Below are 16,050 nucleotides of genomic sequence, written 5' to 3' on the forward strand. Positions count from 1 at the left end.
CACCCCCTTGGGTCAGGATTTGAGGTAGCCGTTGGCGGCCAGAAAGCTTTCGGTAATGTTACCCGGCTTTTGCGAGGAGTCGCTTGGCTCTGCGGCCTTGTCGCCCAGCAACAGGCGCTCCAGATAACGTGCCAGCAAGTCCACTTCCAGATTCACCCGGCGACCCGGCTGGTACGACGCCATGATGGTTTCGCTCAGGGTGTGCGGAATGATCGTCAGCAAGAACTCGGCGCCATCGACCGCGTTCACCGTCAGGCTGGTGCCGTCGACGGTGATCGAACCTTTGTGGGCGATGTACTTGGCCAGGTCTTTCGGAGCCCGGATGCGGAACTCCACGGCCCGGGCATTTTCAGTACGGGCAACCACTTCGCCCACGCCATCGACGTGGCCGCTGACCAGATGCCCACCGAGGCGGGTGGTCGGGGTCAGGGCTTTTTCCAGGTTGACCGGACTGCCGCTTTTCAGGTCATTCATCGCGGTGCAGTCGAGGGTTTCGCGACTGACATCCGCCGCAAAGCCATTGCCCGGCAGTTCAACCGCCGTCAGGCAGACGCCGTTGACCGCGATGCTGTCGCCGAGTTTGACGTCACTCAGGTCGAGCTTGCCGGTTTCTACGTAGACCCGCACATCGCCGCCTTTTGGGGTCAATGCACGAATACTGCCGATGGATTCGATGATGCCGGTAAACATGGAGTCCTCCTCGAGAACAGGGCCTGTGCTTGGCGCAGACCGGGAATTATACGCCGGCTGATGGCACAGGAATGGCGATGACTCGCCAATCATCGCCAACCGCGCGGATTTCAATGATTTTCAACTGCGGCGCCTCACTCATAAGCGTAAGCGGCCAGTCCAGCAATGGACGCGCCGATGAGCCGAGAAACTTGCCGGCGATGAAGATTTGATATTCGTCCACCAGACCTTGCTGAGCGAAAGCCCCCGCCAGACGCGGACCGGCTTCCACCAGCACCTCGTTGACCCCGCGGGCCGCCAGTTCGGTTAGCAGCTTGCGCAGATCAACCTGGCCATCGAGGCCGGGCACGATCAGGCATTCCGGGCCATTGGCGTATTGCTCCTCCACCGCGACACAGGTGGCGACCAATGCCGGGCCGGCCTTGAAGAACGGCGCATCGAGCGGCACCCGCAGGCGGCCATCGATCAGCACGCGCAAGGGTGGTCTGCTGAGCGCCAGCGCTGTCTGCTCGGCATCCAGCCCCAGCTCATCGGCGCGCACGGTCAACCGGGCACCGTCCGCCAACACCGTGTCGGCGCCGGTCAGCACCACACTGGCCCGGGCACGCAGGCGCTGCACCGCGGAACGCGCGGCCGGGCCAGTGATCCATTGGCTTTCGCCGCTGGCCATGGCGGTGCGACCGTCCAGGCTCATGGCCAGTTTGACCCGCACAAAGGGCAGGCCGTGTTCCATGCGCTTGAGAAAACCTTGATTGATCGCCCGCGCCTCGCCTTCGAGTACGCCGCTGTGGATCGCTATGCCAGCCTGAGCCAGACGCTGCATGCCACGACCGGCGACTTCCGGATTCGGGTCCTGCATGGCCGCGACGACCCGGGCCACGCCGGCATGCACCAGCGCATCGGCACAGGGCGGCGTGCGACCGTGATGGCTGCAAGGTTCGAGGGTCACATAAGCGGTAGCGCCCCGGGCGTTTTCACCGGCGGCGCGCAAGGCGTGGACTTCGGCATGGGGCTCGCCGGTGCGCACATGCCAGCCTTCGCCGACAATCTGCCCGTCACGCACGATCACACAACCGACGCGCGGGTTCGGGTGAGTGGTATAGAGGCCTTTGCGCGCCAGCTCCAGGGCTCGAGCCATGTAGTGGGCGTCGAGGACCGCTTGTTCAGAGGCAATAGTCATTCTTTGGCAGGCTCACGAGCGAGGCGATCGATCTCTTCGCGGAACTCGTTGAGGTCCTGGAAGCGCCGATAAACCGAGGCGAAACGGATATACGCGACTTCATCGAGCTTTTGCAGCTCGGCCATCACCAGTTCACCGACCACCAGTGATTTGACCTCACGTTCGCCAGTCGCCCGCAGCTTGTGCTTGATGTGCGCCAGCGCGGCTTCCAGGCGTTCGACGCTCACTGGACGTTTTTCCAGGGCGCGCTGCATGCCGGCGCGCAGTTTTTCTTCGTCGAATGGCTGACGGCTGCCGTCGGTTTTGATCAGGCGCGGCAACACCAGTTCGGCGGTTTCGAAGGTGGTGAAACGCTCACCGCAGGCCAGGCATTCACGCCGGCGGCGCACCTGTTCGCCTTCGGCGACCAGACGTGAGTCGATGACCTTGGTGTCGTTGGCACCGCAGAAGGGACAGTGCATGGTGGCAGGCAACAAAAAAAGGGAGGGCCATGGTAGCGCATCCCACTGGCAAGACAAGCCATAGGCTTTACGGTATATAGACTGGCTATTATGTCTGCACACGGAACTTAGCCTTGCTGGAGCTTCACATGCCGCTACGACCGCTCGTTTTGCTCAGTCTTTTCGGCCTGCTGGTCGCGTGCAGCAGTGCGCCCAAACCCGCACCGCCTCTGCCTGGGCCGGCGCCACAGCAGGCGCAGAAGAAAGCTCAGGCATCGGCCAGCCTCGGCCCGCTGCCGGTCTTTCAACGTGAATTGAGCGGCACCCTGCAGGGCGTGCCGACCGGCGCTGAAGTCGAACTGGCGCTGCTGGTGATCGACGAGCGCGGCCGGCCGCAACAATTGCTGGCCAACTCCAACCTGATCGGCAACGACCAGGTGCTGGCGTTCCGCCTGCGCTTCAATCCGGAGGCCTTCCCGGTCGGTGCTCGCGTTGAATTGCGCGGCCGCGCCAGCCAGTCCGGGCAACTGATTCTGCATTTGCCGGCGCAACGCATCAATCAACCGACCACCCAGGCCTTGGGTCAGCTGCAATTCGTCAAAGCGCCATGATTGCACCGCTCGACCTGCAACAGGCCCTCGGTGATTTGCTCGGCGACGCAAAGCTTGTCGCCTGTCAGCTGCCAGAAACCGGGCTGAAACTCTGGCTGATCGACGCCGAAAACATGGACCGCGCCTTCACGCCGGAAGAAACCCGGCGAATTCTGCATGAGCCGCCTTACTGGAGTTTCTGCTGGGCCAGCGGCCTGGCGTTGGCGCGCTATCTCGCCGAGCGCCCGCAGTGGGTCGAAGGCAAGCGGGTGCTGGATTTCGGTGCCGGTTCCGGGGTTGCCGGGATCGCCGCGGCCAAGGCCGGTGCGCTGGAAGTGGTGGCCTGCGATCTTGATCCACTGGCGATTGCGGCCTGCCGGGCGAATGCCGAACTGAACAATGTGCAGCTGAACTACTCGACGGACTTTTTCGCCGAGGCGGATCGCTTTGATCTGATTCTGGTTGCCGATGTGCTCTACGACCGGGCCAATCTGCCGTTGCTCGATGAGTTTCTGAGCCGAGGGCAAGAAGCGCTGGTGGCGGATTCGCGAGTGCGGGACTTTCGGCATCCGCTGTATCAGCGGCTGGAAATGCTCCAAGCGTTTACCTTGCCGGATCTAGCGGAGCCTGAAGAATTTCGCAACGTGAGCCTGTACCACGCGCGGCGCGAATGATCGTTCCCACGCTCCCGCGTGGGAATGCAGCCCGTGACGCTCTGCGTCACAGTGGACGCAGAGCGTCCATAGAGGCATTCCCACGCAGAGCGTGGGAACGATCACCGTCACCCCGCTTTCAGCCACCCCCCTCCAGCCCTTATAGTGAGCCCATTCACGCTTCCAAGAGATGCCCCATGAGTCAAGACACGCCGTATATCTTCGACGCCAGCACTGCCGATTTCGATCAGTCGGTGATCGAGAACTCTTTCCACAAACCGGTGCTGGTGGATTTCTGGGCCGAATGGTGTGCGCCGTGCAAGGCGTTGATGCCGATGCTGCAGCAGATCGCCGAGAGCTATCAGGGCGAGTTGCTGCTGGCCAAGGTCAATTGCGACGCCGAACCGGACATCGTTTCCCGCTTCGGCATCCGCAGCCTGCCGACCGTGGTGCTGTTCAAGGACGGCCAACCGGTGGACGGCTTTGCCGGTGCGCAACCGGAGTCCGCAGTCCGCGCCCTGCTTGAGCCTCATGTACAGATGCCGCCACCGGCTGCTGCCGACCCCTTCGAGCAAGCTCAGGCACTGTTCGACGAAGGCCGTTTCGCCGACGCCGAAACTACGCTGAAAACCTTGCTGGGCGAAGACAACAGCAACGCCAAAGCGTTGATTCTGTACGCCCGCTGCCTGGCCGAACGTGGCGAGCTGGGCGAAGCGCAGATCGTGCTCGACGCGGTCTCGGGTGACGAGCACAAAGCTGCACTGGCCGGTGCCAAGGCGCAGTTGAAGTTTCTGGGACAGGCCGCAGACCTGCCGGACGTCGCCGACCTGAAAACCCGCCTGGCGCAAAACCCGCTGGACGATGAAGCCGTCTACCAACTGGCCGTTCAGCAACTGGCCCGTCAGCAATACGACGCTGCATTGGACGCCTTGCTCAAGCTGTTCATCCGCAACCGCAGCTACAGCGAAGGCCTGCCGCACAAGACCTTGCTGCAAGTGTTCGACCTGCTGGGTAACGATCACCCACTGGTCACCACTTACCGCCGCAAGTTGTTCGCCGCGTTGTATTGATCGGGCTTACACGCGCCTACGCTGGCTCGCGCCAGCTGTAGAGCGGCGTATCTGCGCCGCTCTGCACCTTGACCTCAGCGCAGTGGCGCAGGCGCACCAGCAAGCGTTTGCCGGCTGCGGCGCTGCCGGTCAGGGCTTCCATCTGCTCGAGCAGATCCGGTCCACTCATCTGTCCGGCCTTGCGCAACAGGTCCTTGGCGATCTGCCACAGCGCCTCGTCCTGATTCACCGGCTTGGTCGCAGGCGCACTGCTCTCAGGCTTGCTCGCCTGCAACTGCGCACCCAGCTGCGCCCAATCCCCCTCATCGAGCTCCAGGGTCAAATCCACCGGCCAGTCGCCGATGCTTCCACGAATCCGCAACATAGGTTTTCCCTCAAGTTTCTGATGAGCATGCTCCCATGCGTCTTGCGCAACGCCAAGCAGAGGGTCAAACTCTCGCCACTATTGTTATAAGATCACATAACATAATTTCATATTCCCTCCCGGAGACTTGCTATGCGCCGCCTGCTTCTCGCCTTGCCGTTTGCCCTGTTGCCGCTGGCTGTCGCTCATGCCGCCGAGGTCCATGATCATGATCACGAGCAAGAACACGGCAGCCTCGGCGCCCATGAACATGGCGTCGGGCACTTGAACGCGGTGCTGGACGGTCAATCCCTGGAGCTGGAACTGGAAAGCCCGGCGATGAACCTGGTGGGTTTTGAACACGTTGCCAGCACCGATAAGGACAAAGCCAAAGTCGCCGCGGTCCGCGCTCAGCTGGAGCAACCATTGGTGCTGTTCAGCCTGCCAAAAGCCGCCGGTTGCGTGGTCGCCAAGCAGGAACTGGAAAGCCCGCTGTTCGGCGACAAGCCGGATGCCGATGATCACGACAAAGATGAAGATCATGACGAACACAGCGAGATCCACGCCCATTACCAATTCACCTGCGCCACACCGGCCGCGCTGAAGAGTCTGGACCTGACGCAAGTCTTCAAGACCTTCCCCGCCACCCGGAAAATTCAGGTACAACTCATTAGTCCGAGTGGCCAGCAAGGCGTTGAAGCGACAGCCAAGGCTGCCATCTTGAAGTTCTGAATCAAGAGAGCTCAGGTTTGACACTGAACCTGTGGGAGCGGGCTTGCCCGCGAAGAACGAAGACGCGGTTCATCTGACAGACCGCAGTGACTTCTTCGCGGGCAAGCCCGCTCCCACAAGAACTCAACACCCATGAAATCGGCCACATGACCCAAGCACTTATCGAACTGTCCGACCTGGGCTTCAGCTGGCCCGGCCATCCGCAATTGCTGGACATCCCGGCGTTTCGCCTCGAAGCCGGTGAAACGCTGTTTCTCAAAGGCCCCAGCGGCAGTGGCAAAACCACCCTGCTCGGCTTGCTCGGCGGGGTGCAGAAGCCCAATCGCGGCAGCATTCGCCTGCTGGGCCAGGAACTGACCGAACTCTCGGCCGGTGCCCGTGACCATTTTCGCGTCGACCACACGGGCTACATTTTCCAGCAGTTCAACTTGCTACCGTTTCTCTCGGTGCGCGAGAACGTCGAACTGCCCTGCCACTTCTCCAAATTACGCGCCAGCCGCGCGATCCAGCGCCATGGCAGCGTCGACCAGGCCGCCGCGACCCTGCTCGCCCACCTGGGCTTGAAAGATCCGAACCTGCTCAGCCGGCGCGCCGACTCACTGTCCATCGGCCAGCAGCAACGGGTCGCCGCTGCTCGCGCGCTGATCGGCCAACCGGAACTGGTGATCGCCGACGAACCGACCTCGGCCCTGGACTATGACGCCCGTGAGGCGTTTATCCGTTTGTTGTTCGCCGAGTGCCGGGAAGCCGGGGCCAGTCTGCTGTTCGTCAGCCACGACCAGAGCCTGGCGCCGCTGTTCGATCGCAACCTGTCGCTGGCCGATCTCAATCGCGCCGCCACCCCGTTCGAGGTTTGAGATGTATTTGTTTCGTCTAGCCATGGCCAGCCTGGCTAACCGCCGCTTTACCGCGATCCTCACGGCGTTCGCCATCGCCCTGTCGGTCTGCTTGCTGTTGGCAGTCGAGCGCGTGCGCACCGAAGCCCGCGCCAGTTTCGCCAGCACCATCAGCGGCACCGACCTGATCGTCGGCGCCCGCGCAGGCTCGGTCAATCTGCTGCTGTATTCGGTATTCCGCATCGGCAACGCTACCAACAACATCCGCTGGGACAGCTTCGAGCACTTCGCCAACAACCCGAAAGTAAAGTGGGCGATTCCGATTTCCCTTGGTGACTCCCATCGCGGTTATCGGGTGATGGGCACCACCGACGCCTACTTCCAGCACTACCAATACGGCCGCCAACAGAGCCTGCAACTGGCCAGCGGTCGCGCCTTCAATACCGACCCTTTTGAAGTGGTGCTCGGTGCCGAAGTCGCCGACGCCCTGCATTACAAACTCGCTGACCAGCTGGTGCTGGCCCACGGCGTGGCGGTGATCAGCCTGGTCAAACACGACGACAAGCCGTTCACCGTGGTCGGCATTCTCAAGCGCACCGGCACTCCGGTGGATCGCACGCTGCACATCAGCCTCGGCGGCATGGAGGCGATTCACATCGACTGGCATAACGGCGCGCCAGCGCAAGGCAACGGCCGCATCAGCGCCGATCAGGCACGCAACATGGACCTGACGCCGCAAGCCATCACCGCGTTCATGCTCGGCCTCAACAGCAAGATTTCGACCTTCGCCCTGCAACGCGAGATCAACGAATTCCGTGGCGAGCCGATGCTGGCGATCCTCCCGGGCGTGGCCTTGCAGGAACTCTGGAGCATGATGGGCACGGCGGAAAAAGCCTTGTTTGTGATTTCGTTGTTCGTGGTGCTGACCGGGTTGATCGGCATGCTCACGGCGATTCTCACCAGCCTCAACGAACGCCGCCGGGAGATGGCGATTCTGCGTTCGGTCGGCGCCCGGCCTTGGCATATCGCGACCTTGCTGGTGCTTGAAGCCTTTGCCCTGGCGCTGTCCGGGGTGATTGCCGGTCTCGGTCTGCTGTACCTGAGCATCGCCCTGGCGCAAGGCTATGTGCAGTCGACTTATGGTTTGTACCTGCCGCTGGCCTGGCCGAGCGAGTATGAGTGGACGCTGCTCGGCGGTATCCTGATCGCCGCGTTGCTGATGGGCAGCGTGCCGGCCTGGCGCGCCTACCGACAATCGCTGGCCGACGGCCTGTCCATTCGTTTATGACTATCTGTTTATGAGGAGGCACACCATGCCCCGCGCCCTGCTTGCGCTGTTGTTGCTGGTCGCCATACCGTTGTGGGCCGCCGAGCCGAAAGACCTGGCCTGGTCGGAAATGATCCCGCCGGATGCCGCACCGCAAGTGCCGAACATGACGCCGTTGCACGATCTCTCGAAAATGAGCGACGCCCTGTCCGCCGAAGCTGCACCGGCGACCAGGCAGGACATGCCTGATGCCCCGGTGGTGAAGAGCCTCGACGGCCAGCGGATCCGCTTGCCGGGTTATATCGTGCCACTGGAAGTCAGCGAAGCAGGCCGGACCACGGAGTTTCTGCTGGTGCCGTATTTCGGCGCTTGCATCCATGTGCCGCCACCACCGTCAAACCAGATCGTCCACGTCAAAAGCGAGGTCGGGGTGAAGCTCGATGAGCTGTATCAGCCGTACTGGATCGAAGGTGCGTTGCAAGTCAAAGCGTCCACCAGCGACCTGGCCGATGCCGGGTATCGGATGGATGCCGAGAAGATCTATGTTTACGAGTTGCCGGAGTGAGTCAGGTCGTTGTTCATCGCCTGCAAGATAGCCATCGCGAGCAGGCTCGCTCCCACAGGGATTTGTGTTGGATGCAAATTCTGCAATCAATGGAGATCAAATATGGGAGCGAGCTTGCTCGCGATCGGCTGAAGCAGTCGTAAGATCAGACACTGCGGTTCTGCAGGCCGACCCGGTTTTCCGCATTTACGACGACTACGTCGCCGAACGCAGGCTGCTACGCAATAGTGGCACCTTGAAAATTCTGCGCTTTTATCCCCATCATCATTTCATTGAGCTGAGTCAAAGCCCTGTTCCTGACGCTCTTTACCATTGGACACAGTCAACTTGAATCGTCCTTTGGAGACTCCATGCACAAGTCTTTGCTTAGCGCTTCCCTGTTTGCCCTCGCGCTCGCAGCCCCGCTCGCTCACGCTTACCAGTCCGGTGACTTCATCGCCCGTGCTGGTGCCATTACCACCGCGCCTAACGAAGACAGCGGTGAGCTAAAGCTCGACGGTGCGAAAATTTCCGGTACCAAAGCGACCCTGACCAGTGACACCCAGTTGGGCCTGACATTCGCCTACATGATCACTGACCACATCGGTCTCGAACTGCTGGCGGCCACACCCTTCCAGCACGAAGTCGGCGTCAAAGGCCTTGGCCCGGCGCTGGACGGCAAGCTTGCCGACGTCAAGCAACTACCACCGACCTTGTCGTTGCAGTACTACCCACTGGACGCTTCGTCCAAGTTCCAGCCCTATGCCGGTGTCGGTATCAACTACACCCTGTTCTTCGACGAAGAACTGACCAGCCAGCGTAAAAACGAAGGCTTCAGCAACCTGAAACTCAAGGACTCGGTGGGTATCTCCGGACAACTGGGCTTCGACTACCTGCTCACCGAACACGTGCTGGTCAACGCCTCGGTCTGGTACGTCGACATCGACACCGAAGCCACCGTCGACGGCCCGACTGCACTGGGCGTTGGTCGCACCAAAGTCGACGTGGATGTCGACCCGTGGGTTTATATGGTCGGTATTGGCTACAAGTTCTGATTCAACCTCATTCGCGGGCAAGCCCGCTCCCACAAGAGCACCGCCGTACCTGTGGGAGCGGGCTTGCCCGCGAAGGCGTCAGTTCTGACACTCAGGGTCTGCAGACGACAAAAAAAGGCACCTCAAAAGGCGCCTTCTTCATGACTTCAATAAACCTCAGTGCCCCAGCAACCGCGCCAACCCGACACTCATCGGCGTCTGCTCGGGGAATTTGAAGCGCTGCAACAGCCGTTGATTGTTCGCCCGGGAATGGCGGATATCGCCCGAACGCGCCGGACCGTAGCCCACTGGCGGCAACTCTCCCACCACCTCGGCAAGGGCTTCGAGCAGTTGCTTGAGCGTGGTCGCCTGATTCAGCCCGATGTTGACTGCGCCCTCTGCGACCTGTGGAGCCTCGATGGCTTGCACCAGCACATCCACCAGGTCTTCGACATACACGAAATCACGGGTTTGCTCACCGTCACCGAACACGGTGATCGGCAGGCCTTTTTGCGCTCGCTCGCTGAATATGCTGATCACCCCGGAATACGGCGACGAGGGATCCTGACGCGGACCGAAGATGTTGAAGAAGCGAAAAACCACTGGCTCCAGCCCGTGCTGGCGACGGTAGAAATCGAGGTAGTACTCGCTCGCCAGTTTGTCCGCGGCATAAGGCGTCAGCGGTGCCTTGGGCGTGTCTTCGTCGATCGACTCGCCTTCGCCATTGTTGCCATAGACCGCCGCGCTCGAAGCGTACAGCACACGCTTGACCCCGGCCTGCCGCATGGCTTCGCAGACATTCAGGGTGCCGACGAAATTGCTCTGGTGAGTGCGCACCGGATCGTCCACCGAGGCCTGCACCGAAGCCACCGCTGCCAAATGCGCGACGGCCTGGCAACCGATCATCACCTGCGCCACCAACGCGGCATCGGCAACGTCACCTTCGATCAATTCGACCCGCGGATTATCCAGCGGCAGATTGCTGCGTTTACCAGTGGACAGATCATCGAGGATCCGCACCGAATGGCCCTTGGCGAGCAAGGCGTCGACCAGGTGCGAACCAATAAACCCGGCACCGCCGGTGATCAAAACAGGGCCGTCAGCCATGGCGATAAAACCTATCCAGTAAGCCCGGGAGCGCCGCGCGCCATGCACGCGGCTTGATCCCGAAAGTGTGCAGAATTTTCTTGCAAGCCAGCACCGCGTGTTGCGGCTCTTCGCCAGCATCAGGGCGCGCAGCATGGGCTTGCGCAGTCGGTGATTCGATCGCCAGCGGATGCAACTGACGGGCCTCGGTAAGGATAGCCTGACCCAATGCCAGCGGCGTGGTCGCCTCCTGCCCGGCGTAGTGGTAAGTGCCCCACAACGGCGCCGCACAGTCGAGTTGTTTGAGTACCGAGATGATCACTCGCGCCGCGTCATCCACCGGCGTCGGATTACCGCGTCGGTCGTCAGCCATCAGCAGCTCTTCGGGTAGTTCGGCCCGCGCCAGGAAGCGCCCAAGGGTGCCATCGGGGCTGTCATCGAGCAGCCAGCCAAAGCGCAACAAAACATGTTGCGGACAGGTCGCACGTACGCTCTGTTCGATCCGCCACAAGGCCTGGCCGCGCAGCCCCAGCGGCACCGGTTCGTCTTTTTCGCTGTAGGCGGTCGCTCGCGAGCCGTCGAAGACCCGATAGCTGGAGGGCTGCACAAGCACGATATTGTGATGCTGGCACAACTCGGCAAGCCGCTCGATCGCACGCTCCTGCCCGGCCAGACGTGCCTCGCCGACCGCCTCCGCCTGAAACCAGTCGAAGTAATAGGCAAGGTTGATCAAGGCATCCGGGCGGGTGTCATCGAGCAGTTGCGTCAGGCTCGCGGCATCCCAGCCGTCTTGCGGCGGACGGGGGGCGAGGAAACCGATGTCTTCCTCCGCACCGAGGCGAATCAGCGCTTGCCCAAGGGCATTTCCGCCGCCCAGTAACATAAGGCGCATTCGCATAGAGTCAGCAGGCCCAGTCTGTGTAGAACGATGGTTTTTATCGGAAAGCCGTGTGGCCTTGCCGTTGGCATTTGCCAGAATCGTTGCATTTTGCGGGTTTCCAGCGCAACCGTCACCCGCAAAGTGTAGAACGGCCGAATCAGGGCCCGGCAATACGGCCCCTTCGCGGGCAAGTCGAATCGTCGCACCGCCGCTCCCACAAGGACCGCGCAATACCTGTGGGAGCGTGGCTTGCCCGCGAAGGCGGCCTGCGAACCAAGGTAAATCTTGGCCAATACTTGCAACTTCCCATGTCCGGTCGCATAAATCTCCCCATGAATCTTCCCGAATCAGCCGACAGCGCCCTGACCGGCTTTCACCCTGCGGTCAGCGCCTGGTTCAACGCGACTTTCCCGTCGGTCACCGCCGCCCAGGCCCGGGCGTGGCCGTTGATTCGCCAGCGCCGCTCGGTCCTGGTCGCCGCGCCCACCGGCTCCGGGAAAACCCTCACGGCGTTTCTCGCGGTACTGGATGATCTGGTCCATCAGGGCCTGGAGCATGGCGGCAAACTGCCAGACGAGACGCTGGTGGTCTACGTTTCCCCCCTCAAGGCGCTATCCAACGACATTCAGATCAACCTGCAAACCCCGCTCGCCGGGATTACCGGGCAATTGCAGCGCATGGGCTTGCCCGAATTACAGATAAACACCGCCGTGCGCACCGGCGACACCAGCCAAAAAGACCGCACGGCGATGCGCAAAAGCGCGCCGCATATTCTGGTGACCACCCCTGAATCGCTTTACGTACTGCTCGGTTCTGACTCCGGCCGACGCATGCTCGCCAGCACCCGTACGCTCATCGTCGATGAAATCCATGCCGTCGCCGCCAGCAAGCGCGGCAGTCACCTGACCCTGAGTCTGGAGCGTTTGCAGGCGTTGTGCGGCAAACCCTTGATGCGCATTGGCCTGTCCGCCACGCAAAAACCCATCGAAGCAGTGTCACGCTTTTTAGTCGGTCGTGATCGGCCGTGCGCGATCGTCGACATCGGCCACGCCCGCCCGCGTGATCTGGCTATCGAAGTGCCGCCGGTGCCGTTGTCGGCGGTGATGGCCAATGATGTCTGGGAGCGGGTCTATGACCGACTCGCCGCGTTGGCCCGCGAGCACAAAACCACGCTGATTTTCGTCAACACCCGGCGTCTGGCCGAGCGTCTGAGCCGGCATTTGAGCGAACGCCTGGGTAAAGAGGCGGTGGCCGCCCACCACGGCAGTCTGGCCAAAGAGTTCCGCATGGACGCCGAGCAACGGCTCAAGCGCGGCGACCTGCAAGTGCTGATCGCCACCGCATCGCTGGAACTGGGTATCGATATCGGCGATGTCGAGCTGGTCTGCCAGATCGGCTCGCCGCGCTCGATAGCGGCGTTTCTGCAACGGGTCGGCCGCTCCGGGCACCAGGTCGGCGGTACGCCCAAGGGACGCTTGTTCGCCACCACACGGGACGACCTGATCGAATGCGCGGCCCTGCTCGACTGCGTGCGCCGCGGTGAACTCGACACCTTGCTGATCCCCACGGCACCGCTGGACGTGCTGGCCCAGCAGATCGTCGCCGAGGTCAGCTGCCAGGAATGGCAGGAGCAGTCGCTGCTGGAAATGATCCGCCGCGCGTCGCCCTATGCCGACCTCGATGAAGCGCACTTCCAGGCAATATTGCAGATGCTCGCCGAGGGCTACAACGGCCGTCAGGGCATCCGCAGCGCCTACCTCCATCGCGATGCCCTGACCCGTACCCTGCGCGGTCGTCGCGGCAGCAAACTGACCGCCGTAACCAGTGGCGGGACCATCCCGGACAACGCCGATTACAGCGTATTGCTGGAGCCTCAGGGCCTGAACATCGGCAGCGTCAACGAGGACTTCGCGGTCGAAAGCATCAAAGGCGATATCTTCCAGCTGGGCAATACCTCGTACCGGATCCTGCGGGTCGAAACCGGCAAAGTGCGGGTCGAAGATGCTCAGGGCCAACCGCCGACCATTCCATTCTGGCTCGGTGAGGCACCGGGTCGCAGTGCGGAACTGTCGTTCGCCGTGGCGCGCCTGCAAGCGCAACTCGATGAGCTGCTCGGCGCCAGTCCCGGCGACTTGCAACCGAGCCTCGACTGGTTGATCGACAGCCTCGGCCTGAACCTCGCCAGCGCCGAGCAACTGGTGGAGTATCTGGCGCGCGCACGTTTGACCCTCGGCGCATTGCCATCCCGGGACACGCTGATCATGGAGCGTTTTTTCGACGAGTCCGGCGGCACCCAGCTGATCATCCACACACCGTTTGGCAGCCGCATCAATCGCGCCTGGGGCCTGGCGCTGCGCAAGCGTTTTTGCCGCACCTTCAATTTCGAATTGCAGGCCGCCGCCAGCGAGGACGCCATCGTGCTGTCGCTGTCCACCAGCCACAGCTTTGAACTGGACGAAGTCTGGCGTTATCTGCACAGCAACAGCGCCGAGCACATCCTGATTCAAGCCGTGCTGGAGGCGCCGTTGTTCGGTGTGCGCTGGCGCTGGAATGCCAGTGTCGCGCTGGCCCTGCCGCGTTATTCCGGCGGGCGCAAAGTCCCGCCGCAAATCCAGCGGATGAAAAGTGAAGACCTGATTGCCAGCGTGTTTCCCGATCAGATCGCCTGCCTGGAAAACCTCGCCGGCGAACGGGAAATTCCCGAACATCCACTGGTGGAGCAAACCCTCGATGACTGCCTGCACGACGCCATGGACAGCGAAGGCTGGCTCGCCTTGCTGCGGCGCATGGAGAACGGTGAAATCCGCCTGATCAGCCGCGACCTGCCGGCGCCCTCGCCCTTGGCCGCCGAGATTCTCAGTGCCCGGCCCTACACCTTTCTCGATGACGCACCGCTGGAAGAACGGCGCACCCAAGCGGTACTCAACCGCCGCTGGAGCGACCCGCAATCGACCGATGATCTGGGTGCGCTGGATAGCGAAGCGATTCAGGCGGTACGCGACGAGGCCTGGCCGGCGCCCACGGGCGTCGATGAAATGCACGAAGCGCTGATGAGCCTGGCGTGCATCAGCGATGCCGAAGCGCAGGCCAATACGCAGTGGCTGAGCTGGTTGCAGGCCCTGGCCGACAGTGGCCGCGCCAGCCGTTTGCAGATCAATACCAAGCAGTCGTTATGGCTGGCGCTGGAGCGGCTGACCTGTCTGCGGGCGCTCTATCCCGACGCTACGCTGCAGCCAGCATTGCAGGCCTTGCCCGGCTTCGATGAAGCCTGGGATTTCGATGAGGCGCTGGTGGAAGTGATCCGCGCCCGCCTCAGTGGTTTCGGTCCTTTGCCATTGAGCGAGATCGCCGAACCGCTGGCGCTGCCGATGGCCAACGTCACTCAGGCCTTGGCGCAACTGGAAGGCGAAGGTTATGTGCTGCGCGGACGCTTCAGCCCGGGCGCCACCCAGGATCAATGGTGTGAACGGCATTTGCTGGCGCGCATTCATCGCTACACGGTCAAACGCCTGCGGCGGGAAATCGAGCCGGTGGCGTTGCAGGACTTCATGCGATTTCTGTTCGACTGGCAGCATCTTTCAACCGCTACTCAGGGCCAGGGCCGCGCCGTTTTGCCAGAGATCGTCGGCCAGTTCGAAGGCTATCCGGCGGCAGCTTCGGCGTGGGACAGCGATATTTTTCCAGCGCGGTTCAAAGACTATTCAGCCAGCTGGCTGGATGACCTGTGCCGCAGCGGAAAAGTGATCTGGAGCCGTTTGACGGCGCACAACAAACCGGCGAGCGCGGCGCTGCGCAGTACCCCAATCGTATTGCTGCCGCGCAGCCAGGTTGCGCTCTGGAGCGGCTTGACCGAACAGACCGACAGCAGCGAGTTGTCGCCCAAAACCCGGAAAGTCCACCAGGCCCTGACCCAACACGGCGCCTTGTTCTTCGACGAATTGCTGCATGAAGCTCATCTGCTGCGCAGCGAACTGGAAATCGCCTTGCAGGAACTGGTGGGCGCCGGGCTGGTGAATGCCGACAGCTTCGCCGGGCTGCGCGCGTTGATCACCCCGGCCAGCAAACGTCAGGCTCGCAGCAGCCATCGTGGACGCGGAGCCTATATCGGCGGGATGGACGATGCCGGACGCTGGGCCTTGTTGCGACGCCCTGCGCCTGTCGCGGTGAGCGAAAATGCTCGCCCCGGACAAACCCCGATGGCGACCCTGGAACATGTCGCCATGACCTTGCTGCGCCGCTACGGCGTGGTGTTCTGGCGACTGCTGGAGCGCGAGGCCGACTGGTTGCCGAGCTGGCGCGAGCTGCTGCGCACTTTCCATCGACTGGAGGCCCGAGGCGAGATTCGCGGCGGGCGGTTTGTCAGCGGTCTTGCGGGTGAGCAGTTTGCATTGCCGGAGGCGATTCCCCTGTTGCGAGAAGTCCGTCGACGCCCCCATGACGGCAGCTTGATCGGTGTCTGCGGCGTCGATCCGCTGAACCTCGCCGGCACGCTGCTGCCAGGCAGCAAAGTCCCGGCGCTGGCCAGTAATCGGTTGGTCTACCGCGACGGCTTGCCCGCCGCCGCCGAAATCGCCGGAAAACAGCATTTCTGGCTGGAACTGGATCAGCAGGCCAGTGCAGAGCTGCGCAGCAAATTGATCCAACATAAATTCTGAACACAACACTGGACCTGTGGGAGCCCGCTCCCACAGGGTTTGGCACCGTC

The 16,050-nt window shown here is 62.1% G+C and carries 15 protein-coding genes; 9 read left to right on the forward strand and 6 right to left on the reverse strand.

Features of this window, described 5'->3' with window-relative positions:
• Positions 1 to 12: 12 nt before the first annotated feature.
• Genes AC3I0A_RS24030 through nrdR form a run of 3 tightly spaced genes read right to left on the reverse strand, consistent with a single transcriptional unit; the run spans position 13 to position 2,331 of the window.
• Positions 13 to 690, reverse strand: coding sequence for a riboflavin synthase (locus tag AC3I0A_RS24030; RefSeq protein ID WP_489375048.1), 678 nt, complete (start codon positions 688 to 690; stop codon positions 13 to 15).
• A gap of 46 nt (positions 691 to 736) precedes the next feature.
• Positions 737 to 1,870, reverse strand: a complete 1,134-nt coding sequence (gene ribD / locus AC3I0A_RS24035) for a bifunctional diaminohydroxyphosphoribosylaminopyrimidine deaminase/5-amino-6-(5-phosphoribosylamino)uracil reductase RibD (RefSeq protein ID WP_489375049.1) — start codon at positions 1,868 to 1,870, stop codon at positions 737 to 739.
• On the reverse strand, positions 1,867 to 2,331 hold the full coding sequence (gene nrdR, locus AC3I0A_RS24040) for a transcriptional regulator NrdR (protein WP_489375050.1): 465 nt from the start codon (positions 2,329 to 2,331) through the stop codon (positions 1,867 to 1,869). Before nrdR ends, ribD begins: the two co-directional genes overlap by 4 nt.
• A 128-nt stretch (positions 2,332 to 2,459) precedes the next feature.
• On the opposite strand from nrdR, the gene AC3I0A_RS24045 reads away from it, so the two are divergent.
• The 3 genes from AC3I0A_RS24045 to trxA all read left to right on the forward strand — a co-directional run bounded on the left by AC3I0A_RS24045 (position 2,460) and on the right by trxA (position 4,623).
• Entirely contained in the window at positions 2,460 to 2,921 is a 462-nt protein-coding gene (locus AC3I0A_RS24045) for a hypothetical protein (protein ID WP_489375051.1), read from the forward strand.
• Complete coding sequence (locus AC3I0A_RS24050; protein WP_489375052.1) at positions 2,918 to 3,574, forward strand: class I SAM-dependent methyltransferase; 657 nt, start codon at positions 2,918 to 2,920, stop codon at positions 3,572 to 3,574. Before AC3I0A_RS24045 ends, AC3I0A_RS24050 begins: the two co-directional genes overlap by 4 nt.
• A gap of 176 nt (positions 3,575 to 3,750) precedes the next feature.
• Entirely contained in the window at positions 3,751 to 4,623 is an 873-nt protein-coding gene (gene trxA / locus AC3I0A_RS24055) for a thioredoxin (protein WP_489375053.1), read from the forward strand.
• 16 nt (positions 4,624 to 4,639) lie between these two features.
• Here the strand turns inward: trxA and AC3I0A_RS24060 are convergent, their stop codons facing one another.
• Positions 4,640 to 4,987 carry a hypothetical protein gene (locus tag AC3I0A_RS24060; RefSeq protein WP_489375054.1) on the reverse strand — a complete coding sequence of 116 codons (348 nt, stop codon included), beginning with the start codon at positions 4,985 to 4,987 and terminating at the stop codon, positions 4,640 to 4,642.
• A 132-nt stretch (positions 4,988 to 5,119) separates the two neighbouring features.
• Between AC3I0A_RS24060 and AC3I0A_RS24065 the strand changes: the two genes are divergently transcribed.
• From AC3I0A_RS24065 to AC3I0A_RS24085, 5 genes are all read left to right on the forward strand, one after another.
• A complete protein-coding gene (locus AC3I0A_RS24065; protein WP_489375055.1) occupies positions 5,120 to 5,698 on the forward strand; it encodes a DUF2796 domain-containing protein in 579 nt (192 codons plus the stop codon).
• A gap of 146 nt (positions 5,699 to 5,844) precedes the next feature.
• Entirely contained in the window at positions 5,845 to 6,555 is a 711-nt protein-coding gene (locus tag AC3I0A_RS24070) for an ABC transporter ATP-binding protein (protein WP_489375056.1), read from the forward strand.
• A gap of 1 nt (position 6,556) precedes the next feature.
• Positions 6,557 to 7,822: an ABC transporter permease gene (locus AC3I0A_RS24075; protein WP_489375057.1), complete on the forward strand. Its 1,266-nt coding sequence runs from the start codon at positions 6,557 to 6,559 to the stop codon at positions 7,820 to 7,822.
• A 25-nt stretch (positions 7,823 to 7,847) separates the two neighbouring features.
• Positions 7,848 to 8,366: a DUF3299 domain-containing protein gene (locus AC3I0A_RS24080; protein WP_489375058.1), complete on the forward strand. Its 519-nt coding sequence runs from the start codon at positions 7,848 to 7,850 to the stop codon at positions 8,364 to 8,366.
• 350 nt (positions 8,367 to 8,716) lie between these two features.
• On the forward strand, positions 8,717 to 9,400 hold the full coding sequence (locus tag AC3I0A_RS24085; RefSeq protein WP_489375059.1) for an OmpW/AlkL family protein: 684 nt from the start codon (positions 8,717 to 8,719) through the stop codon (positions 9,398 to 9,400).
• A gap of 156 nt (positions 9,401 to 9,556) precedes the next feature.
• Here the strand turns inward: AC3I0A_RS24085 and AC3I0A_RS24090 are convergent, their stop codons facing one another.
• Positions 9,557 to 10,486, reverse strand: a complete 930-nt coding sequence (locus AC3I0A_RS24090) for an NAD-dependent epimerase/dehydratase family protein (RefSeq protein WP_489375060.1) — start codon at positions 10,484 to 10,486, stop codon at positions 9,557 to 9,559.
• Positions 10,479 to 11,363, reverse strand: coding sequence for a sugar nucleotide-binding protein (locus tag AC3I0A_RS24095; RefSeq protein ID WP_489375061.1), 885 nt, complete (start codon positions 11,361 to 11,363; stop codon positions 10,479 to 10,481). The genes AC3I0A_RS24090 and AC3I0A_RS24095 overlap by 8 nt, the downstream gene beginning before the upstream one ends.
• A gap of 314 nt (positions 11,364 to 11,677) precedes the next feature.
• On the opposite strand from AC3I0A_RS24095, the gene AC3I0A_RS24100 reads away from it, so the two are divergent.
• On the forward strand, positions 11,678 to 16,000 hold the full coding sequence (locus AC3I0A_RS24100) for a DEAD/DEAH box helicase (protein ID WP_489375062.1): 4,323 nt from the start codon (positions 11,678 to 11,680) through the stop codon (positions 15,998 to 16,000).
• Positions 16,001 to 16,050 lie beyond the last annotated feature (50 nt).

Source organism: Pseudomonas sp. KH_024_B2 (genome assembly GCF_057839965.1).